We start from the raw sequence: 21,828 nt of genomic DNA, 5'->3' as shown, positions 1-21,828 counted from the left end.
CAACATCGCGAGACCCAAATGGCACAGACAAACAACCTCATCCTATTTGTAACAGACAATCACAACCGTGGTTTCTTGGGGGTGGCGCAACACCCGGTGGTGCAGACGCCCAATCTGGATCGTCTGGCCAAGCGGGGCATGCGCTTTGCCAACGCCTACGCGACGACGACCCTTTGCTGTCCATCTCGTGCCGCGATGGCCACCGGGCAATGGCCGCATCAGACCGGCTTTTGGGACAATGCGATGATGTATGACGGCACGGTGCCGACGTGGCATCACCGGTTGCGGGATGCAGGCGTGCCGGTCACGGCGATCGGCAAACTGCACTACCGGTCCGGCGACGACGACAATGGATTTACCGAGGAAATCCATACCATGCATGTGGTCGACAAGGTCGGTTCGCCCCTGACCTTGCTGCGCGCGACCGAAGAAGGTGTGCCGACACGGGGCGGTCACAAGGCGATCTACGGTAACTCCGGACCCGGCGAGACGGACTATCAGATCTACGACCGGCAGATCACTGAACGCGCGGTGGACTGGTTGCGCGAGAATGCGAACAACCCCGAACCCTGGGTGTTGGTCGTCTCTTATCCCAGCCCGCACCCTCCGTTCCGGGCAGTTCAGGACATCTGGGACAAATATCCGCCAAACGATATGCCGCTGCCCGCCACCTGGGATGCGCCGGACCGTTATGACCACCCGGCGATGGCCTATCTGGCCCGCATGAACCAACTGCCCGAAGGTATGGACGAAACCTTTGTCCGCAACGCCTATGCCGGGTATTGCGCGCTGATCACCCAGACCGACGCCGAGATCGGCAAGGTCATCGATGAAGCGGATGCGCTTGGCCTGACGGGCAACACGCATATGGCCTACACGTCAGACCACGGCGAGGCGATCGGCGCTCATGGTATTCTTGGCAAGGCCAACCTGTACGAGCATTCCTCGGGCGTGCCTCTGATCCTGGCGGGGCCGGGTTTGCCCGCAGGTAAGGTGGTTGAGGATTGCGTGAGCCATGTGGACCTGTTTCCCACAATGCTGGACCTGTTTGACGTCGCCGCGAGCGAGGAAGACGGGACCCTCCCCGGACAATCGCTGGTCGCGGTTGCCAGAGGTGCGGTCGAAACACGACCGGGTTTTGCCGAATACCATGCAATGGGCAGCCTGAATTCAAGCTTCTTGATCCGCCTGGGGGAATGGAAGCTGATCTATCACGTGGACATGCCCAATCAGCTGTTCAACCTGGCCGACGACCCCAACGAGGCGAACGATCTGCTGGCTGGCGGCCAGTCCCACCCCAGAGAGGCAGAACTTGCGGCCGCCCTTCGCGCCATGGTCGATCCCGAAGCTCTGGATGTGCAAAGCAAAAAGGATCAATGGGCGCGTATCGAAATGTTGGGGGGCCTGGAAACGGTCCGCAATTTCGGATCCATCGCAGCCTCACCTATTCCGGGCAAAAACGTAAAGCTCGAAAAGGTTTAACGCACACACCGATAAATAGGCCCGGGCAATCCTGAGTTGTCCGGGCGGAATACGGGGCGTGAACGCAACAAACGAACACATCGGCGCAATGTCTAGCGTATCACGCCTCAGCGGGCTTGGTCAGGCACCCGGCTTTCTCAAGGTTGGCATCCGGAAACGGGTGTTCCACCGCCGGCCAATACGGAAGCGTTCGCTTGGTCAGTGCGATATCGCGGAACGCGGGTTGCGTTCCCCCGGGGCTGGCGACCTGAAGGATATGGTCGGAAATCTGTCTAAAAGGTCCGTAGAAGTGGAACAGGGATTTCACGACCGCAGCTGATTTTTCTGCCAGTCGAATGCCGACCTGTTCAAACGCTTCGGGGTGGTAAACCTGAACGCGCAGGTCGTTCACCAGCAGGTCAATTTCGCCCTCAAGGCGCAGCCAGACGACCGTTCCCATGGGTTCAAGGCCTGTTCCCAAATGCTGTCCCAGCCCCGTTTTGATACTCATGACAGTAACGTCCAAATCGATTGGATCGCCCGAGACGGCACCAGTCTTACCACCAAGCCGCAAGGTCAGTTTGCTGCCGACGCCTGCGTCCTGACAGATGCGTACAACGCCGGGGTCCCAGAACAGGCCGGCGGCAAAATTGGTCAGACCGCGCGCAAGCATCGCGACCAACATATGGGTGGCATCGCCCGGTGCGCCGCCACCGGAATTGTCCCCCATATCCGCCAGCACGCACAGGCCAGGCCTTGTACCGATCTGGTCGAGGGCCTTGGGAATTGGCAGATACTCCGTCGTCACCTCTTGACGCAGGTCAAAGAAACGTCGGCCCAGCCGTTCGGCCAGCAGCGCGGCCAGATCTGGTTGGTCGTCCGTGATGACCAGCATTCGGGCACCGACATCTTCCACATCACCCCACGGAAACCCATGACTGAGCGAGACGGACAGTACGCCGGGATTGGTCTGATTTGCCGCCATCTCGGCCACAAAATCCTTCATGGCCCCTTCTTTTGTCAGGTAAAGGTTCACCATGCGCGTATCAAAATACGCCATTCGCGGTGTTATTTCACCGGCACGCGCGCGTTGCGCCAGATCGAACAGTTCAATCGCGCAGGCGGTGGCGTCGTCATGCGGGTATTCCCGGAAGTGCACGATCAGATCGCTGGCTTCCAGCATCCTGCCTGTCAGATGTGAGTGCAGGTCCAGAGACACTCCGATCGTCGCTTCCGGGCATTGGGCGCGGATGCGGGCCAGAATATCGCCCTCGCAATCCTCGATATGCTCGGCCACCATCGCCCCGTGAAGTTGCAACAGAATGATGTCGGCACCACCGCATTCTGCCAGATCGGATAGAATCTCGGCGCTGAGCGTATCATAGCAAGCCCGCGTCGTGGGTCCGGCCGGCTCGGCAATGGCTGTCAGGCTTTCGATGATCTGCCATCCCAGCGCCTCACCCTTTTCGCGCCACACATGCAGCGCCTCGGTCATCAGGTTCGGCGGCTCTTGCGTCGCGGTTCCATGGCGCAGGAAATACTCCTCAAACCCCGACATTGCGGTCGGCATGGTGCAGAAGGTATTCGTCTCGGTCGAAAGTGTCGCAATAAAGAGTTTCATAAAAGTCCTATCCCCAACACGTTAGGGGATGACTGCACGAGCCATCCCCTGCGCATTCGCGATGCTAACATAATCCGACAGTTATTCCGCTTTCCACCAGCGTTCCATAAAGCTGCTGCCGTCCAGGTCGAGGTTCGAGCCAAATTTCTCGGGCGTTCCGACGGTTGGGCGCGTGGCAAAGACGTAAGATGCGAACATCGGGATCGCAACGCCACCCTGATTGGCCACGACTTCCTGCATCTCGCCATACATCTGCCGGCGCTTCTCGCTGTCCAGTTCGGCGCGGGCCTCGACCAGAAGCGTGTCGAACTTTTCGTTGGACCAGAAGGATTCGTTCCAGGCGACGCCGGATTGGAAGGCCAGTGAGAACATCAGATCCTCGACAGGACGTCCGGCCCAATAGCTGGCGCACCAGGGCTTTTTCGTCCAGACCTCAGACCAGTAGCCATCATTGGGTTCCCGTTTGACCGTCACGTTGATCCCGCATTTCGCTGCCGAATTCGAAATCAGCGTGGCCGCATCCACTGCACCGGGGAACGCGGCATCAGAAGTCGAAAGCTCAACATCCAGCGAGTCCAACCCGGCCTGTTTCAGGTAGAACTTCGCCTTGTCCGGGTCGAATGTCTTTTGCCCTAGTTCGGCATTGAAATACTTCTGTCCGGACCCGATCGGGTGGTCATTACCGACCTGCCCATAGCCGAGCAGAATCTTGTCCACCAGTTCCTGCCGGTCGATACCCCATTTGATCGCCTGACGGACGTTGTTGTCATCAAACGGAGCAGCGTTGGTCAGCATCGGGAAGGAGTAGTGCTGCGTACCTGCAACCGAATGCAGCGTCACATTGGGGTCCCGGGAAATGAACTTGGCCGTTTTGGGATCGACCTTGTCCGCGACGTCGATGGTTCCTGCCGACAGCGCTGCCATACGCGCGGTGGTATCCAGCAGCACCAGCAGTTTCCACTCATCAACATGCGCAACATCGGGGTTCCAGTGGTTGGCGTGCCGGATCAGATCAGCCGAAATCCCCGGCTGGAAATCCTTGAGCCGATAGGCACCACAGCCAATGCCGGATTGCCAGTCAATGCTGTCGCCGTCAGCGGGCAGAATGGCAAACCGGTAATCGCTGAGAATGGCCGGGAAGTCCGCGTTGCCGCCTTCCAGTTCAAACACGATGGTCTGTGGCCCGTCGGCCCGCAGCGTTTTGACGCCAGCCAGCAGCGGGGCCCCGGTCGAGGTCGAGTTTTCGCCCCGGTGATAGTTGATCGAGGCGATCACGTCGTCGGCTGTCACGCTGCGGCCATTGTGGAACTCGACCCCGTCGCGCAGCGAGAACGTCCAGACGGATGCGTCCGGTGACGCCTCCCAGGATTGCGCAAGTGACGGCTGGACATTGCTGTCTGCGTCAATAGCGGTCAGGAAACCATTCACGCCGAGGCTGAGGGGAATAAGAAAACCAGCCGAAATCTGCCCCGGATCAAGTTGTTCGGTTGACGCCCCATGGCCGATCCCGGCGACCATGCTGCCGCCTTTTTGGGGCGCGGCGGCTAGCGCGCGATCCGCCAGCAGCGTCGCCGCGCCAACGGTCATGCCGGTCGCCAGGACCCCGCGCATGAACTGACGGCGATCGACCTGACGCAATTGCAGGCGCTGCTCCATTTGCCGGACGTATTGAAGTTTATCCATCGGTTGACCTCCCCTGGGCATGGCTTTGTTGCGCGCAGGATTGCGTACCGAATATGGCTTAACAATAACGCCACATTATGCTTTCTTTAGCGAGTTTAAGCTCGAAACTTTGGGGCGGTCATGCAAAACAACCTGGCAACCAATCTGCGTTACCTCTGCGCCGATTACCCGTCTGTTGCATCGGTGTGCCGGGATATCGGCATCAATCACCAGCAATTCGCAAAGTACCTCAGTGGTCGCAGTACACCTTCGCCGAACAATCTGCGCCGCATCTGCCGTTTCTTCGACATCGACGAGGGTATTCTGCTGGGTGAGCCAGAGAACCTGCGCCGTCACACAACCCGTCTTGCCAAAACAGACGCCGATCGACGGCGCGACCCGCTGACCGATGTCTTTCCGGGGGATCTGCAAAAGCTGAGGCCGCTGTTGGGGTCCTACCAGGTCTTTTTCCGGGCACCAAACGATCCCACCAAGGCGATCATCAACGTTGCCTTTTTGGATGAACGGGACCGCATGGTCTATAGCCGGGTTATCGAGGCCCTTGGCGATGCCAAGACGAAAACCCGTCGCTGGACACGTTGTGATGGCAAAGCGGCTCATCGCGCGGGCCAGATATTCGTCGTGGATTCCGAACGCGGTCCAGAGGCCTCGCTGTGTCTTTATATTCTAAACAAACCCCACCGCGACAAGTCCGGCCTTCTGTTCGGTACGATGTCCTATCTGGCGTCTCTGTCAGGGCGCACGCCGACCTCATCCCCTGTTGTCTGGAAAAAGGTGGAGAGCTACCGCTCGGTCCGGGAACTGTTTTCAAGCTGCGGAGAGGTTGATCTCAGCAGCAACCGACTGGACCTCAAGGTTCGGCAACACCTTAAACCAGCAGTGGAATAGCCAATCCGGGGCGCTTGTCGCGCGCAGTGGCCTCTGTGACCCCTTCAAGTTTAACGACCGGAGGGGCGACGTTTGGTTCAGTGCTAAACCGGTCTGGCTTCGGACAGATCGGGCGCTATCCGTATCATGTGCGCGAGTGTTGGTTTGAGTTCATCGCTTGCGTTGGCGATCATCCGATGCGGAACGCTGGTCGCTGCGGCAAGCGCCTCGGCAAGCGGAACGCCCACCTGTTCGGTCAGAACCTGTATCGCCTTGGTCAGACACAAATCAGCCCCGGCCAGAGTTCCATCCTGCAAAGTCAGCCTGCCGTTCTCTCGCCGGATCAAACGGCCTTCAAGGTGGAATTCCGTGTGCGACGTGCCCGCGACCGCCATTGCGTCACTGACAAGAAAGATCTGTCCCGGCCCGCGCTTGGCCGCCCTGGCGGTGCGCATTGTGTCGGGGTGGACGTGGATCCCATCCGCAATCAGCCCCGCCGACATGGACCCGCAGGACAGTGCGGCGCCGACCAATCCGGGCTCGCGGCTTCCAAGCTGGCTCATAGCGTTAAACAGATGGGTGGCACATTGGGCCCCGGCCTTGGCGAAAGCCATGCAGGTCTCAAACGGTGCGTCCGTATGGCCCAGCGAAACGATCACTCCGGCGCGGGTCAATGCGTCGACCTGATCCAGAGTGGTGTTTTCGGGGGCCAGCGTGATCATCAAGGCAGGCAGGTGTTTCGCGGCCTTGAGTATGGCGTCCAGATCCTCTGGCTGCATAGGGCGGATCAGGGTCGCATCATGCGCCCCTTTGCGTCGCTCGGACAGATGGGGGCCTTCCAGATGCAGCCCCGCGATGCCCGGAATACCAGCCTGAACGGCCTCGACCGCGGCATCAATGGACGCGCGGGTTTTTTCGGGCGTATCCGTTATCAGTGTCGGCAGAATCCGCGTTGCACCCAGCCCCCGGTGGGCCGTGGCGATCTGTGCCAGGGTGTCAACGGACGGGTCGTCGTTGAACATCACGCCCCCTCCGCCATTGACCTGCAGGTCAACATAGCCCGGGCTGAGAATTTGCCCCGCCAGATCCTCAATCTGATCATCGCGCGCTATTTGATGTTCGGGCACTAATGCGTCGAAAACGCCGTCTCGGAACCGCGCCGCGTACCCGTCATGCAATTCAGTGCCGTCAAAAATCGGGCCGCCTGCAAAGGTGATCGAAGGACCGGTCATATCGTTTCCGTCACTTTTTTCAGATGGCGGGGCGTGTCGGGGTCAACACCGCGGTTTGCGGCAACTTTTTCGACCATTCCATAAAACGATACGATTGTCGGAATGGGGTCGGTCATCCAATGAGAGGTCCGAACATGGGGCAACTGCGTCGCGCGTTTCACGCGGCTGGTTGTTGCAAAAACTTGCGCACCCTTTGCGGCCAACTCATCCGCGACCTCGGCCAGATTGGCCTCAGCCGCATCACCGGATGCCAAGGCCAGGACAGGAAAGCCCTGATCTACAATGGAAACGGGGCCGTGCAGAACCTCGGCCGCCGAGTAGCTTTCCGCGTGAATCTGGCACGTTTCCTTGAACTTCAACGCGGCTTCATTCGAGATCGCCAAGGACAGGCCGCGGCCCAAAGTGAAAAGCGAGCGACCGTCGACAGCATCCGCCACGAGACTCCAGTCACAGGCGATGGCCGCTGACAGACTGTCGGGAAGGCCATGGATCGCGCGCAACAGTTTATCATCACGCTTGACCTGCGCGATAAGCCATAGCCCTGCAACCAGTGAGGTGACGAAGGTCTTGGTCGCTGCCACGCTCAGTTCAGGACCGGCGTGAATTGGCAGTGTCGCAGTGGCCGCCTCGGCCAGGGCAGATGCAGTGTTGTTCGTGATCGCGACCGAATACGCGCCACCAGAGGTAACGGACTGCGTCAGCTGAACGATGTCCGGGCTTTGCCCCGACTGCGAAACCGAAACACAGATGGCGTCGTCGCAGCGCATGTCGACGCCATAGATGGATTTGACCGATGGCCCAATCGACGCCATCGGCAACCCCAGCAGCAGCTCTGAAGCGTATTTCAAGAAGTTGCAGGCATGGTCCGACGACCCCCGCGCCACCGAGATCAGGAAACGTGGGTCGCGAGCCCGGATTTCGTCGGCGGTTTGTGCAATCAAGTCCGCGCCTTCGGTCAAAAGGCGGTCGACGGCATCGGGTATCTCATTGATTTCCCGCCGCATTTGAGTGGTTTTGTCAGACATTATCCCAAGCTTTCAGTTTGACAGGCGCAGCTCGGCCACAAAGTCGTAAGCGTCGCCGCGATAGATTGAGCGGGTCAGTTCAGCGACCCGCCCACTTTCCAGATAAGAGGTGCGTTGAATCCGAAGCCCGGCTGACCCTTCTGCAACATCCAGCAGCTCCGCCTCGGGCGCTTCAAGGTTGATGGCCGAGATCTTTTGGATCGCGCGGACCGGCCGGAAACCGGCCTGTTCGAGAACAGCGTAAAGCGATCCTGTCACCTCGGTCGGGTTTGATAGGATGTCGAGTGGCAGCGCTGCTTTCTCCAACGCCATCGGGCGGCCTCCGGCCTCGCGAAGGCGGTGAATCCTTGCGACCTGTTCGTTGGCAGACAACCCCAAGGCCATCATCTCTTCTGGCGACGGCAGGAAAATGCCGCGCTCCAACCAGGTTGAGGTCGTGTTGAGCCCGCGTCGCTCCATATCTTCGGTGAACGATGTCAGGTGGGACAAGGATTGTTCGACCTTCGCCACAGGTTCAAGGACGAAAGAACCAGACCCTTGCCGTTGTTCGATCGCGCCCTTGCGCACCAGTTCCTGAATGGCCTTGCGCACGGTTACGCGCGACAGGTCGGTCAGCTCGGCGATCTCTCTTTCAGGCGGCAGTGAACTGTTCGGCGGCAGGATGCCGTCCGCGATTCCTTGTTCAAGGCGCTGACGAAGTTGTACGTACCGCGGGCCTGAGCTTTGCCCCAACCATCCTTCGGGGCGCAGGAAATCAGCTACATTCATGTTCGATTTCCTCCTGATAAGCCTGCGCCAATGCAAGTGCGCCGGACAGTGGGTCGCCCAGGGGCTGAAGCAATGCAGACTGCATGCCCGAGGGCAGATGCGACGCGTAAAGGGGGCCGATGCCGCCTGTCAGACATATCGGCATGTCCGCGGTCCACCCCATTTTCATCATCATGTCGGTAAGATAGTCCGCCCCATCCTGAAGGACGGAAAGCGCCAATTCATCGCCGTGATCAGAGTGCTCGGTCACCAACTGGGCGAGCGCACCAAATTCGGACGGGGTCATCTGGGCGGCAGCTTTGACAATTCCTGCAGCCCCGTCATATCGCGCCAACAGATCCTGCGCCAATTGCGAAGGGACGGTCACGTCATCCGTGTATTCCAGCGCTTTGGACAGCGCGCGTTTGCCGACCCATTGCGCAGAAGCCTGATCGCCAAGAACTGGGCCCCAGCCGCCAGCGAACCTTTTCTTGCCGCCCTTTTGCATCGCAATAAAGGACCCCGTTCCGCAATGAGCGATAAACCCATCCCCAGGCCCCAATGCGCCGCGCAGGGCCGCGGCCCGATCATCTTCGATCCGAACGTTCTGAAACGGCAATGCGGCCGCAAGCTTTCCGGCAATTGCCTCGCCCGTTATCCCGGCCAAGCCCAGATACGCGCGCGCTTGCGCAAGCTCGTCCAAGGGAATGCCCGACTGCACCGCCAAAGCTTTCAGGCCGCGCTGCAGTTCGGCGCAGGCGGCACTGAAATCAGTGGACACATTTGCTGCGCCCACCTCGACCCGATGCGTTGCGCTGCCGTCGGAAACCGCAAGGCGGCAACGCGTGCCACCCCCATCGGCGGCCAGAATCAGGTATTTCGATGCGTGAGCCATAGTAGATACCTTTATAATACCTTTTGGCGTTTTAGAAGTCCTAAATATAACCACACGACCAAATACCGCCCTAAACCTCCAGATATTTAAGGCCAAAAAATATTTGGTAGACTAATGGTATTTAAAAGGTATGATATTGAAAGCTCTTGGGGGAGAATCACGTGAACACGCCTGCAACGGAACAACTGCATCAGGATGCGAATGGGTTGGACACCCGTCCGCTGGCAGAGGTGGCCCACCTGCTGGCGCAGTCGCAGGCATCAGCAGCGCAGGTAACCCTGGATGCCATTGCGCCGATTTGCGGCGGAGCCAAGGCGATGGCCAACACGATCCGGTCTGGTGGCAAACTTCGCTACCTCGCCGCTGGATCATCCGGCCTTATGGCGGCCTCGGATGCGTTAGAGCTTGGGGGGACGTTCTCAATCCCCGCTGCCCAGATCCGCATCCATATGGCTGGCGGATTGCCAACCACCGCCGAAATGCCGGGCGATGTAGAGGACGCGGTTGACAGTCTTGCCGATGAACTGGCGGATATGGATGCCAAAGATACGCTGATCGCTGTGTCGGCCAGCGGCACTACGCCCTATACAGTGGCCGCCGCAAAGCTGGCGCGAGACAGGGGCACGCCCGTGATCGGGATTGCAAACAACGCAGGTTCGCAATTGCTGCTTATGGCAGATCATGCGGTGTTGCTGGCGACGCCCCCTGAATTGATTTCAGGTTCGACCCGCATGGGCGCCGGAACGGCGCAGAAAATTGCCCTGAACATGCTGTCGACGCTGATGGCGATCGAGCTTGGCCACATTCAGGATGGCATGATGATCAATCTGCGGGCGGACAACGACAAGCTGCGCGCGCGGGCCAACGGGATTGTCTGCCAACTGACCGGCGTGACGCCCGCGCGCGCAGATGCTGCGCTGAAGACCGCAGGCGGCAACCTCAAATGCGCGGCGCTGATAGCTGCCGGCACTGGATCGGCAGAGGACGCCCAAGCGCTATTGGATGAAACAAAGGGGCACCTGCGCCCTGCGATGAAACGGCTGAACCAAAACAAAGAAACTATCAACCTGGGAGAAACCAAATGAAACGCAAAGTTCTGAGCCTGGCTCTGATGGGCACAGCGCTGGCCACAAGCGCCTATGCGCAAGAGGCTACGCTGACAATTGAAAGCTGGCGCAACGATGACCTCGCCCTGTGGCAGGAAAAGATCATTCCGGCCTTTGAGGCGGCGAATCCGGGCATCAAGGTCGTGTTTTCTCCGTCGGCCCCTGCGGAATACAACGCTGTTCTGAACTCCAAGCTTGAAGCCGGATCAGCCGGTGATCTGATCACCTGCCGCCCCTTCGACGCGTCGCTGGCGCTTTATGAGGCCGGTCATCTGACCGACCTGTCCGATCTGGAAGCTATGGGCAACTTCTCGGACGTAGCCAAATCCGCGTGGCAGACCGACGATGCATCCGCCAGCTTCTGCGTTCCGATGGCATCGGTGATCCACGGCTTCATCTATAACAAAGATGCGTTCAACGAGTTGGGCATCGAAGTTCCGACCACCGAGGCCGAGTTCTTTGCCGCGCTGGACAAGATCAAGGAAGACGGCACTTATATCCCGATGGCGATGGGCACCAACGACCAGTGGGAAGCTGCGACGATGGGCTACAACAACATCGGCCCGAACTACTGGAAAGGTGAAGAAGGTCGTCTGGCCCTGATCAAAGGTGAACAGAAGCTGACCGACCCACAGTGGGTCGCACCTTATGCGACGCTGGCCAAGTGGGGCGCATATCTGGGCGACGGGTATGAGGCGCAGACCTATCCCGACAGCCAGAACCTGTTCACGCTGGGCCGCGCTGCGATCTATCCGGCAGGTAGCTGGGAAATCGCAGGCTTCAACACGCAGGCCGATTTCGAGATGGGTGCCTTCAAGCCGCCGGTCCAGAATGCCGGTGACACCTGCTATATTTCGGACCACACCGACATCGGTATCGGTCTGAATGCGGCGAGCGAAAACCAAGAGGCTGCACGCACCTTCCTGTCCTGGGTTGCCAGCCCGGAATTCGCCAGCATCTTTGGCAATGCGGTTCCCGGTTTCTTCCCACTCTCGAACACTCCGGTCGAGTTAGAAGACCCTCTGGCCAAGGAAATCGTTGGTTGGCGTGATGAGTGTGAAAGCACGATCCGTTCGACCTATCAGATCCTGTCGCGCGGCACACCGAACCTCGAAAACGAGACTTGGGGTGCATCCGTTGCGGCCATCAAAGGTACTGAAAGCCCTGAGGCGTTGGGCCAACAGTTGCAGGATGGCCTGGCCACCTGGTACGCGCCGCATCAGTAAGACCTGAACCACTCACACCGGACGCGGCCACCCGCGTCGCGTCCGGCACCTTTTCCCCGGAGATTCCCATGCAGACCCGCCGCATACGCTGGCACATTGTCGTTTTCCTCGCCCCCGCGGTGTTGGTCTACACGGCAGTGATGATCTTCCCCTTGTTCAACACGCTGCGCCTCGCACTGTTTACCGAGGTCGATCAGACGCGCATCTACGTGGGCTTGCAGAATTTCCGCACGCTGTTCTTTGATCCGATCTGGTCAGAACAGTTTTGGAACGCCCTGGGCAACAACTTTTGGTTCTTCCTGATCCACATGCTGGTCCAGAACCCAATCGGAATCGCTCTGGCCGCCCTGCTGTCACATCCAAGATTGCGTTTCGCCGCGCTCTATCGTTCGGCGATTTTCATTCCGACGATCCTGAGCTTTGTGATCGTGGGCTTTGCCTGGAAACTGATCCTGTCGCCGCTGTGGGGGATCGCGCCCTCAATGCTGGATGCGGTTGGCCTGAAATCTCTGTTCGCGCCTTGGCTGGGCAAGGAAGAATACGCCCTGACCACGCTGGCGCTGGTGTCCGTCTGGCAATTCGTCGGCATTCCGATGATGCTGATCTATGCCGCGCTGCTGTCGATCCCCGAGGAAATCCTTGAGGCCGGAGAGATCGACGGCATCACCGGGGCGTCCGCCTTCTGGAAGATCAAACTGCCGCTGATCCTGCCGTCCATCGGGATCATTTCTATCCTGACATTTGTTGGCAATTTCAACGCGTTTGACCTGATCTACGTCTCTCAGGGCGCGCTGGCGGGGCCGGATTTCTCGACCGATATCCTTGGCACGTTCATGTACCGCACCTTCTTTGGCTTCCAGCTGCAATTGGGTGACCCGCATATGGGTTCCGCCATTGCAGGGGCCATGTTCGCGATCATCCTTGTGGGTGTCTGCATCTACCTCTTCGGCATCCAGACCCGGATGCGCCGGTATCAGCTGTGAAGGCCAAGCGATGAACAAAGCACGCCATAACCCGCTGAACACGGCCGCAATGCACGGGGCGCTGATCCTTTATACGCTGATCGCCCTGTTCCCGGTCTTCGTGATCATCATCAACAGCTTCAAGACCCGCCGCGCCATCTTTCGCGAGCCGCTCGCCCTGCCCGATGCCGAGAGTTTCTCGCTGATCGGCTACCAGACGGTGATGAAACAGGGGGATTTCTTCCTGTATTTCCAGAACTCGCTGATCGTCACCGTGGTGTCGCTTGCCTTCATCTTGCTGTTCGGGGCCATGGCGGCTTTTGCGCTGAGTGAATACCGGTTCAAGGGCAACCTGATCATGGGCCTGTATCTGGCGCTGGGGATCATGATCCCGATCCGCATCGGCACGGTCGCAATCCTGGAAATGATGGTCGCCACCGGTCTTGTGAACACGCTCTGGGCACTGATCCTTGTCTATACGGCGCAAGGCCTGCCACTGGCCGTGTTCATCCTGTCCGAGTTCATGCGGCAGGTCTCGGACGATCTGAAAAACGCGGGCCGGGTTGATGGGCTGTCAGAATACACGATCTTCTTCCGACTGGTCCTGCCGCTGGTTCGCCCAGCAATGGCAACCGTTGCTGTCTTCAACATGATCCCGATCTGGAACGATCTGTGGTTCCCGCTGATCCTTGCCCCGGCTGAGGAAACCAAGACCCTAACACTAGGCAGCCAGGTCTTCATCGGTCAGTTCGTCACCGACTGGAATGCGGTTCTGTCGGCGCTGTCGATGGCAATCCTGCCGGTGCTGGTGCTCTATGTCATCTTCTCACGCCAACTGATCCGCGGCATCACATCAGGAGCTGTGAAATGACCCGAGTTCTGATCGCCGGCCTTGGCAATATGGGCCTGAGCCATGCGTTGGCTCACCACAATCATCCAGACGCGCAGGTCGTAGGGCTGGTGAACCGGTCCGGGCGCGTCGACCATCCTAATCTGTCAGCCTATCCGACCTATTCGGATTTTGACGCTGCCCTGACTGAGACAAAACCGGATTTGGTCGTCGTCGCGACTTACTCTGACAGCCACGCTGACTTTGCCTGCGCCGCGATGGAGGCAGGTGCGCATGTCTTTGTCGAAAAGCCGTTGGCAACCACGGTGGCCGACGCCAAGCGCGTCGTCGCCAAAGCCATCGAGACCAACCGCAAACTGGTCATCGGCTATATCCTGCGGCACCACCCCTCATGGATGCGCCTGATCGCTGAGGCGCGCGACCTTGGCGCGCCTTACGTCTTCCGCCTGAACCTGAACCAACAGTCCTCGGGTGCCGAGTGGGAAACGCACAAGGCCCTGATGCAGACCACCTCGCCCATCGTCGATTGCGGTGTGCATTACGTCGACGTCATGTGCCAGATCACAGACTCGGACCCGGTGCGCGTCCATGGCATGGGCCTGCGGCTGAGCAATGAGATTGCCGAGGACATGTACAACTACGGCCAGTTTCAGGTGATCTTCGAGGACGGCTCGGTCGGCTGGTATGAGGCTGGCTGGGGGCCGATGATGTCGGAAACCGCGTTCTTTGTGAAAGACATCGTCTCGCCCAACGGCTCGGTCTCGATCACTGACGGCAACAAGGGAGCATCGGCTGATATCGACGGACATACCAAGGTCGGCGGTCTTCTGGTCCACCGCCCCGGTGGCGACCAGACAATCGACATGCCCGATGAACCCGGCCATCAGGAGCTGTGCGATGCCGAACAAGCCTACATGTTGCGCGCCATCTCCAAGGATATCGACCTGACCCGCCACATGAACGACGCCGTGCAATCGCTGGCCATCTGTCTGGCCGCGGACGAAAGCATCCGCACCGGCCAACCCATTTCGCTGAAAGAGGCACGCAAATGACCGCCCTGACGCTTACGAACGTGAACAAATCCTTCGGGACCGTCGAAGTTCTGAAAGACATCAATATCGAGGTGGAAGACGGCGAGTTCGTCGTTTTCGTCGGCCCATCGGGCTGTGGCAAGTCGACCCTTCTGCGTGTGATCGCAGGGCTTGAGGACGTGACCTCGGGCGAGGTCCGCATTGGCGGAGAGTTGATGAACCTTACCCCGCCTTCCAAGCGTGGCATCGCGATGGTCTTCCAAAGCTACGCGCTTTACCCGCACCTGAACGTTCGCAAGAACATGTCGCTGGCGCTGAAACAGGAAGGTCAGAGCAAGCAGGTTATCGAAGAGCGCGTCGCCAAAGCCAGCAAGATGCTGAACCTTGAACCCTATATCGACCGCTACCCGTCCGAGCTGTCCGGCGGCCAGCGCCAGCGCGTGGCTATTGGCCGTGCCATTGTGCGCGAACCCAAACTGTTCCTGTTTGATGAACCCCTGTCCAATCTGGACGCAGCTTTGCGCATGAACACACGTCTGGAGATTGCCAATCTGCACCAGCAGCTTGATGCCTCGATGATCTACGTGACCCACGACCAGACCGAGGCAATGACACTCGCCGACAAAATCGTGGTGCTACGCGACGGGCGCGTTGAACAGGTCGGCAGCCCGATGGAGCTGTACAATAACCCCGCCAACCAGTTTGTGGCCGGGTTCCTTGGCGCGCCGTCGATGAACTTCTTCCCCGCCGACCTGATTGGCGAAAGCGCAGGCATTACCACAGGTATCCGCCCCGAGGATCTGTTTCTGGCTGACGACGGCCCGGTGACCGCAAATGTCACCCATGTCGAGCATCTGGGTGGCGACACCAACGTGATTGCCATGATGCAAGACCACCAGATCACGGCCCGCCTGTTCGGACAGCATCAGGTGGATCCTGGCCAGGCCATCCGGTTTGGATATTCGCCAAGCAAGGTCTATCGCTTTGATCCACAAGGGGAACGTCTGGAGTAACAGGCATTCACTACGGAATTGGGAAAATGCATCAAAAGCTGCGATTGAAACCTGTTCTGGCGCTCTGCTTCCTGCTGCTTGGCAGTGTGCAGGTCAGTGCCGACGTGGACGTGTTGTTCGCGTCAATTCATGAGCGTCTGACCTGGATGAAAGATGTCGCAGCGTGGAAGTACGAGAATGCGGTTGCCGTGGAAGACCTTGAGCGCGAGGCCGTTGTCCTGACCGCCGCAATGGATGCAGCGCAGGAACTGGGCCTGTCCGGACCAAGCGTTGCCGCGTTCTTTCAGGCCCAGATCGACGCCGCAAAAGCGATCCAGGAATGTTGGATCCAACAATGGGAGGCGGGCAATGCCACCCTCGGAAAAGCCCCTGATCTTGTGACTGAAATCCGCCCCGAACTGCTTCGTCTGGGCAATCAGGTGCTGGCGGCCCTTGCCGATGAGATCATGCAAAACGGTGCAATCGGTGAACCGGAAAGAGAGAATTTCGAAACGACCGTCTCAATTGAATGTCTGGATGACGATGCGCGGTCCGACATTTTTGGCGGATTGAAACAGGTCGATCTGGCGAATTGAACCTCGCAGATTTGCAGGCAGGGTCAATCACCGACCCGCCGCGTAAAAAACCATTCTGAGGTCACCGCTTGGACGTCGCGTATTTCTCGGACGCGCTGTAATAGTCGTCAAACCCGATCCTCTGGCGTAGCTCTGCGAACTCCATCCGCCCGGGACGTTCGTCGCTCTGCATGGACCTGAGGCAGGTCACCATCGCTTGCATCGCTACGGCCATCAGCGACAGCGGGTAGGCCGCGATGGAATAGCCGATGTCCTGCAAAAGAGCGTTGGGCAAGTCGGGCGTTTCGCCACCTTCGACGATATTGGCCATGTTCGGAAGAGGCACGGCGCTGCAAATCTCGCGCATTTCTTCTTCGCTGCGAGGGGCTTCGACGAACAGAATGTCTGCTCCGATGTCTGCGAATTTCTCGGCGCGGGCAATTGCTTCACCAAGACCGTGATCATGTCGCGCATCGGTGCGCGCAAGGATCAGGATGTCTCCTCCGTTCGCACGAAGATCCTCGCGGGCATCTACGGCGGCGCGAATACGATCAAACGCTTCGTCCCGTCCCACAACAGCCTTGCCGGGCGTATGGCCGCAGCGTTTGGGGGCAAGTTGATCTTCGATCATGACGGCTGCGCATCCTGCGCGGGCGAATCCTTCGACGGTACGGCGCACATTCATGGCGTTGCCGTACCCCGTATCGCCATCGCCGATCAGAGGGATGTCGACCGCGCCGGCAATGTTGCGAGCCTGATCGATGACCTCACCATAGCTCATCAGACCCAGGTCAGGCGCCCCGATGCGGCTGGCCGAAGCCCCAAACCCCGACATGAATGTCAGCGCATACCCTTCCTGCGCGATCAGTTTTGCGGACAGCGCGTCAAAGCAACAGGGCATGATGTGGCACTGATCCTGCTGCAAAAGATGGCGAAGTTTCGCGGCCTGAGTCATGTCGGTTCTACCATTTGAAAGGGATATAAAGGGCTAGGTCCGGCACCATATAGAGAACAGCAACCGTCACCAGCATTAGCAGCAGGAAGGGCCACACGCCACGGGCCACCTCGCCAAGCGAGACGCGCGCAACGGCCTGTATCACGTAAAGGTTCAACCCGACGGGCGGTGTGATCAGCGCGCATTCCACCATGATCACCATGAAGATCCCGAACCAGATCGGATCAAACCCAAGGCCCGTTGCGGCGGGCAACAGAACGGGGGTCATGATCAGGATCATCGATAGCGCTTCGAAGACGAGGCCCATCAACAGCAACACAACGCAGACCAGCAGGATGAAGACAACCGGCCCGTCGATGTTGGCGGCAATAAAAGCCGAAATGTCTTGCGGAATCCGGTACAGCGCGATTGCCTTTCCGAACACCTTGGCCCCAGCGACGATCAACAAAATGGCTGTCGTGGTCACGGCACTTTCCTTGACGGCGTCCCAAAACGCAGCCCATGTCAGTGTCCGCAGCCAGAATACGGTGATCAGGATGGCGGCTGCAAAGCCCACTGCGGCCGCCTCGGTCGGGGTGAACGCACCGGAATAAAGCCCGAGCACGATCAGCAAGGCCAGCGCAAAGGACGGGAGTGCCCGCATCGAACTGCGCATCCTTTGCTGCATGTCTGCTTTTTCAACGGCAACGTAGTTTGGGGCCAACCGCGCATGGAGCATTGCAAAAAGGACAAAGAAAGCCACCAGCAGCAGGCCGGGGCCGATGCCTGCTAAAAACAGGGCGATAACCGACTCTTCGGCGACAAAACCGAAGACGATCATCGGTATGGACGGAGGGATCAAAATGCCCAGCGTTCCACCCGCAGCAAGCAGACCGTAGACAAAGCGCTTGTCGTAGCCCCGGTTAACCATCTCGGGGATTGCGACCGTTCCGATGGTGGCAGCAGTGGCGACCGATGAACCTGAGATTGCCGCAAAAAGCCCGCAGCTGAGGATCGTTGCCACAGCCAGCCCACCCGGCCAGTGCCCGACCCAGGCCTGCACGGCCGCAAAAAGATCGCGCCCCACTCCGCCCTTCAACAGGACATTGGACATGAGCAGGAAAAGCGGCACCGCAAGAAGGATGAATCCATCCAAAGTGGACAGCACCGCCTGAGGTGCCATCAGGGGCGAGAACCCTCCGAGCAGCAGCATGCCAAGTCCCAGACCACCCAGGGCAAAGGCAACGGGCACGCCGATCAGCAGCAGTCCAAACAGGCAGGCCAGTATGATGAGAACCGTCATTCGTGGCTACCGCCCAAAGATGAGATATGTTCCGTGCGCAAAGACAATAGTTCGACCACGGCCTGGGCCGTAACCAGCCCGAACCCAACCGGAACCGACAATTCGGCCACCCAGCTTGGAAGATCCAACAGCGACCCGGTGGTGCGTCCGCGATCCCAACTGTCGAAAAAGATCTCCCATCCCCAAAACGCAACGATTGCCGAAAAGGCGATCAGGACGATCAGGGAAATCGCGACGCAGGCCTTCTGCGCCTTTGGCGGCATAAGCGCCGTGAGCGCATTCACCGTAATGTGGCGGCGCATGTTCAGCCCCCAACCCAACGACAAGAGGCAGCCCCAGATCAGGCACAGCTGGCTCAGCTCTGCGGCCCAAATGGTCGGTTTGATGAAAAAGTACCGGGCGATGACCTCATAGGTCAGCATCGCGCCCGTCGCGGCCATCAAGCACGCGCCAAGCAGTCCGGCAAAGCGGGATATGGTGGTTATCAGGTGCATCAGGATCGTCTGCGGGCGCATCGCGCAGGGCGTCGCCCGCAGTTCAACACATCAGTTTCCAGCCGCGCTTAGGGCTTTTTGCCCCGCTTCCCCGGCTGCGGCCAGATAGGCGTCGTAGACGGGTTGGGAAACTGCCTTCCATTGGGCCAACTCGTCGTCCGTCAGTTGCACGACGGTCATCCCGTTTTCTTGGGCGGCGGTATAGGCTTCGGCCTCGATCGCGGCCATCTTGTCGCGAACATCTGCCTGAGCGACAGCGGCAGCTTCGGCGATATGAGCGCGGTTTTCTTCAGACAGACCGTTCCACCAGTCGTTGTTGACGACCACGACGAACTCAATGTCTGCATGGTTCGTTACGGTGATCGTATCCATCACCTCCCACAGCTTGCGGGACTTTACGCCGGATACGCCGGTCATGCCCACGTCAACTGTTCCGCGCTGGTAGGCCAGGTACTGTTCCGAGCCCGAAATCAGGGTCGGCGCGCCGCCCGCAGCAGTCACAAAGTCGCCCAGCGTTTTGCCAAAGACCCGAACTTTCTTGCCTTCCAGATCAGCCGGTGTGCGGATCGGTTCTCCATTCGACAGCATGATGGCACCGCCATAGGCCTGCCAGAACAGAACCTGCCCGCCGGTTTTCTCGATCTCGGCTTCGATGATTTCGCGCACGTCCGATCCTTCGGCGACGGCAGCGCGCACCTTGTCTTCGCTGTTGAACAGGAAGGGCATGTAGAAGACATCCACAACCGGCGCGTCGCCGACATAGCGGGTCAGTGACGCGACACCGGCCTCGATAGCGCCAGAGCCAACAGCAGCAGGCACTTCCTTATCCTTGTAGAGCGTCGCGCTGTCATAGATTTCCACGTCGATCGCGCCACCAGTGCGGTCTTCGACCTCCTTCTCGAACAGCACCAAGTTTTGCCCCAGATGGCTTTTGAGTGGAAGCTGCAGTGAAATCCGCATCTTTTCCTGCGCGACAACCGCAGACGCAGACAGTGCCACGGCGACCGCGGCCCCTACAAAGTGTTTAACCATTTTTTCCTCCCAATTGCGACGTAGAGTCAGATCAGAAGTAATGCCTTACGCCTTATGGGGCGCAGCGGCTTACGATCTCTCCCAGTATCACTTTAATACTAATGACATTCGAAACGTCAACAATTTCAGACCCTTCCAGCGACCAAAGCTGCCTTCCTTACGCGTCAGGAGGAGGTTTCATCTGAGTTTCGGTTGGCCCAACGCCAAACGACTTGTTTCGCGTGAACGCGGTCTGATCATCGCAGGTATGACTGCCCCACAAGAATGCGCGGCTGCCACTGGGTTTGGTCAGACACATATGCTGATCTCTTCCGGCAGGTTCTGGTAGCAGACCGGCCGCAGGAAACGTCGGATCGAAAGAGTACCGACACTCGTCGCCCCGAAGTTGGTCGAGGCCGGGTATGGACCGCCATGGACCATCGAGTCGGCAACCTCGACACCGGTCGGAAACCCGTTGAACAGAACGCGCCCGGCTTTGCGTTCAAGGATGGGCAACAACACTGCTGCATCTTTTGTGTCGGCCTGGTCGATGTGGACGGTTGCAGTCAACTGGCCCTCAAGCGCACGCGCAATTGAGACGAAAACCTCAACATCTTTGGCCACGACCACAACGCCTAAAGGCCCAAAAACCTCGTGCGACAAAACCGGGTTGGCCTGAAAGACCTCGGCGGAGGCGCGGTACAAAAACGCGCCAACCTGACGGTTTTTTGCCGTGCCGGAAACCACCGCCGTGACCTCGGGTGTCGAGGCGATCCGATCTCGACCATCGCAAAACGCCTGCGCAATTCCGTCTGTCAGCATCGTTTGTGGCGTCGTATCCTGCAAAGCAGCGGCGGCTTCGGCGATAAAAGCCTCTGCCTCCGGGCCTTCAGGCAAAATGGCAATGCCGGGGTTGGTGCAAAATTGCCCGGCCCCCATGGTCAGGGACGTGGCCCAACCCCGCGCGATTTCTGTACCCCGCGCCCTCAGGGCTTCGGGCAGCAGGAACATGGGGTTGACCGACCCCAGTTCGCCGAAAAACGGGATGGGTTCGTCACGCGCCGCGCATAGATCGAATAGGGCGCGACCACCGCGCAGCGACCCGGTGAAACCAACAGCCTTGATGAGCGGGTTTTGAACCAGCGCGCCGCCAACGGCGACACCGCCATCGTGCACAAAGCTGAAGACACCCGGATGCAGGTCTAAGCTCCAGCGGGCGGCATCAACGGCCTCGGCGACAATCTCGCCCGTGCCCGGATGCGCCGGGTGGCCTTTGACCACCACCGGGCAACCTGCGGCCAAGGCGGCCGCGGTGTCTCCGCCTGCGGTCGAAAAGGCCAATGGAAAGTTCGATGCACCAAAGACAGCAACTGGACCGATGGGGCGCTGCACCATTTTCAAATCCGGGCGCGGCAAAGGCTGACGATCCGGAAGGGCCGCGTCGTGGCGATAGTCCAGATAGCCTCCATCGCGGATGTGCTGCGCAAACAGGCGCAGCTGTCCGGTTGTGCGCCCCCGCTCGCCCTCCAGACGGGCGGCAGGCAAACCGGCTTCCGAACAGCCGATTTCTGTGATTGCTGCGCCACGCAGTTCGATTTCGTCGGCGATACGATCCAGAAACACCGCACGCTCTTCCCGCGTTGAATAGCCATAGGACCAAAAGGCGTCCTCGGCGGCAGCGCATGCTTGTTCCACTAATTCCGGTGTCCCCGCCGAATAAGTCATGTCGTCTCCGGTCGCGGGGGAGGACTGAAAGCTGCCTTCGCCTGCCAACCATTCACCAGCAATCAGGCTGTGTCCGTTCATGTCAATG

General features: G+C 59.1%; 20 protein-coding genes. 9 read left to right on the top strand and 11 right to left on the bottom strand.

All coding sequences use genetic code 11. The annotated features are described in order from the left end of the window. Nucleotides 1–18 precede the first annotated feature (18 nt). On the top strand, nucleotides 19–1,482 hold the full coding sequence (locus ACR0MV_RS08435) for a sulfatase family protein (protein ID WP_480701783.1): 1,464 nt from the start codon (nucleotides 19–21) through the stop codon (nucleotides 1,480–1,482). Nucleotides 1,483–1,582: 100 nt separating this feature from the next. On the opposite strand, the gene ACR0MV_RS08430 is transcribed toward ACR0MV_RS08435, so the two are convergent. After that, complete coding sequence (locus tag ACR0MV_RS08430; protein WP_480701781.1) at nucleotides 1,583–3,082, bottom strand: M81 family metallopeptidase; 1,500 nt, start codon at nucleotides 3,080–3,082, stop codon at nucleotides 1,583–1,585. Between the two features lie 81 nt (nucleotides 3,083–3,163). Next, entirely contained in the window at nucleotides 3,164–4,765 is a 1,602-nt protein-coding gene (locus tag ACR0MV_RS08425) for an ABC transporter substrate-binding protein (RefSeq protein ID WP_480701779.1), read from the bottom strand. A 120-nt stretch (nucleotides 4,766–4,885) separates the two neighbouring features. Between ACR0MV_RS08425 and ACR0MV_RS08420 the strand changes: the two genes are divergently transcribed. Then, nucleotides 4,886–5,653 (top strand): helix-turn-helix domain-containing protein, encoded by a 768-nt coding sequence (locus ACR0MV_RS08420; protein WP_480701778.1) that lies wholly within the window; start codon nucleotides 4,886–4,888, stop codon nucleotides 5,651–5,653. Between the two features lie 83 nt (nucleotides 5,654–5,736). On the opposite strand, the gene nagA is transcribed toward ACR0MV_RS08420, so the two are convergent. Genes nagA through ACR0MV_RS08400 form a run of 4 tightly spaced genes read right to left on the bottom strand, consistent with a single transcriptional unit; the run spans nucleotide 5,737 to nucleotide 9,531 of the window. Next, nucleotides 5,737–6,864 (bottom strand): N-acetylglucosamine-6-phosphate deacetylase, encoded by a 1,128-nt coding sequence (gene nagA / locus ACR0MV_RS08415; RefSeq protein ID WP_480701776.1) that lies wholly within the window; start codon nucleotides 6,862–6,864, stop codon nucleotides 5,737–5,739. Further along, nucleotides 6,861–7,889 carry an SIS domain-containing protein gene (locus tag ACR0MV_RS08410; protein ID WP_480701774.1) on the bottom strand — a complete coding sequence of 343 codons (1,029 nt, stop codon included), beginning with the start codon at nucleotides 7,887–7,889 and terminating at the stop codon, nucleotides 6,861–6,863. Before ACR0MV_RS08410 ends, nagA begins: the two co-directional genes overlap by 4 nt. Before the next feature lie 12 nt (nucleotides 7,890–7,901). Further along, on the bottom strand, nucleotides 7,902–8,657 hold the full coding sequence (locus ACR0MV_RS08405) for a GntR family transcriptional regulator (protein ID WP_480701772.1): 756 nt from the start codon (nucleotides 8,655–8,657) through the stop codon (nucleotides 7,902–7,904). Then, nucleotides 8,644–9,531, bottom strand: a complete 888-nt coding sequence (locus ACR0MV_RS08400; protein ID WP_480701770.1) for a glucosamine kinase nucleotide-binding domain-containing protein — start codon at nucleotides 9,529–9,531, stop codon at nucleotides 8,644–8,646. Before ACR0MV_RS08400 ends, ACR0MV_RS08405 begins: the two co-directional genes overlap by 14 nt. A gap of 161 nt (nucleotides 9,532–9,692) precedes the next feature. Here ACR0MV_RS08400 and ACR0MV_RS08395 point away from each other — a divergent pair, with 161 nt between their 5' ends. The 7 genes from ACR0MV_RS08395 to aroQ all read left to right on the top strand — a co-directional run bounded on the left by ACR0MV_RS08395 (nucleotide 9,693) and on the right by aroQ (nucleotide 16,294). Further along, nucleotides 9,693–10,616, top strand: a complete 924-nt coding sequence (locus tag ACR0MV_RS08395; RefSeq protein ID WP_480701768.1) for an N-acetylmuramic acid 6-phosphate etherase — start codon at nucleotides 9,693–9,695, stop codon at nucleotides 10,614–10,616. After that, nucleotides 10,613–11,863 carry an ABC transporter substrate-binding protein gene (locus ACR0MV_RS08390; RefSeq protein WP_170424052.1) on the top strand — a complete coding sequence of 417 codons (1,251 nt, stop codon included), beginning with the start codon at nucleotides 10,613–10,615 and terminating at the stop codon, nucleotides 11,861–11,863. The genes ACR0MV_RS08395 and ACR0MV_RS08390 overlap by 4 nt, the downstream gene beginning before the upstream one ends. Before the next feature lie 68 nt (nucleotides 11,864–11,931). Then, complete coding sequence (locus tag ACR0MV_RS08385; RefSeq protein WP_170424050.1) at nucleotides 11,932–12,846, top strand: carbohydrate ABC transporter permease; 915 nt, start codon at nucleotides 11,932–11,934, stop codon at nucleotides 12,844–12,846. A 10-nt stretch (nucleotides 12,847–12,856) separates the two neighbouring features. Next, complete coding sequence (locus ACR0MV_RS08380) at nucleotides 12,857–13,696, top strand: carbohydrate ABC transporter permease (RefSeq protein WP_170424048.1); 840 nt, start codon at nucleotides 12,857–12,859, stop codon at nucleotides 13,694–13,696. Continuing rightward, nucleotides 13,693–14,727, top strand: a complete 1,035-nt coding sequence (locus tag ACR0MV_RS08375) for a Gfo/Idh/MocA family protein (RefSeq protein WP_480701765.1) — start codon at nucleotides 13,693–13,695, stop codon at nucleotides 14,725–14,727. Before ACR0MV_RS08380 ends, ACR0MV_RS08375 begins: the two co-directional genes overlap by 4 nt. Continuing rightward, complete coding sequence (locus ACR0MV_RS08370) at nucleotides 14,724–15,719, top strand: ABC transporter ATP-binding protein (RefSeq protein WP_480701763.1); 996 nt, start codon at nucleotides 14,724–14,726, stop codon at nucleotides 15,717–15,719. The genes ACR0MV_RS08375 and ACR0MV_RS08370 overlap by 4 nt, the downstream gene beginning before the upstream one ends. Before the next feature lie 26 nt (nucleotides 15,720–15,745). Next, the gene (gene aroQ, locus ACR0MV_RS08365; protein ID WP_480701761.1) at nucleotides 15,746–16,294 is read left to right on the top strand and encodes a gamma subclass chorismate mutase AroQ; all 549 of its coding nucleotides are present in this window, start codon (nucleotides 15,746–15,748) and stop codon (nucleotides 16,292–16,294) included. A gap of 61 nt (nucleotides 16,295–16,355) precedes the next feature. Here aroQ and ACR0MV_RS08360 read toward each other — a convergent pair whose 3' ends face one another. The 5 genes from ACR0MV_RS08360 to ACR0MV_RS08340 form a co-directional block, all read right to left on the bottom strand. Then, nucleotides 16,356–17,228: an isocitrate lyase/PEP mutase family protein gene (locus ACR0MV_RS08360; protein ID WP_480701759.1), complete on the bottom strand. Its 873-nt coding sequence runs from the start codon at nucleotides 17,226–17,228 to the stop codon at nucleotides 16,356–16,358. A 7-nt stretch (nucleotides 17,229–17,235) separates the two neighbouring features. Then, nucleotides 17,236–18,510: a TRAP transporter large permease gene (locus ACR0MV_RS08355; protein WP_480701758.1), complete on the bottom strand. Its 1,275-nt coding sequence runs from the start codon at nucleotides 18,508–18,510 to the stop codon at nucleotides 17,236–17,238. Beyond that, a complete protein-coding gene (locus ACR0MV_RS08350) occupies nucleotides 18,507–19,004 on the bottom strand; it encodes a TRAP transporter small permease (RefSeq protein WP_480701756.1) in 498 nt (165 codons plus the stop codon). The genes ACR0MV_RS08355 and ACR0MV_RS08350 overlap by 4 nt, the downstream gene beginning before the upstream one ends. Nucleotides 19,005–19,055: 51 nt before the next feature. Continuing rightward, complete coding sequence (locus ACR0MV_RS08345; RefSeq protein WP_170424035.1) at nucleotides 19,056–20,036, bottom strand: TRAP transporter substrate-binding protein; 981 nt, start codon at nucleotides 20,034–20,036, stop codon at nucleotides 19,056–19,058. Between the two features lie 288 nt (nucleotides 20,037–20,324). Next, nucleotides 20,325–21,821: an aldehyde dehydrogenase (NADP(+)) gene (locus ACR0MV_RS08340; protein WP_480701755.1), complete on the bottom strand. Its 1,497-nt coding sequence runs from the start codon at nucleotides 21,819–21,821 to the stop codon at nucleotides 20,325–20,327. Between the last annotated feature and the right edge of the window lie 7 nt (nucleotides 21,822–21,828).

It is taken from the genome of Ruegeria sp. BC3 (assembly GCF_056539265.1).
The sequence above is the reverse complement of the archived record's forward strand: the minus strand, read 5'-3'. Positions and strand labels throughout refer to the sequence as shown.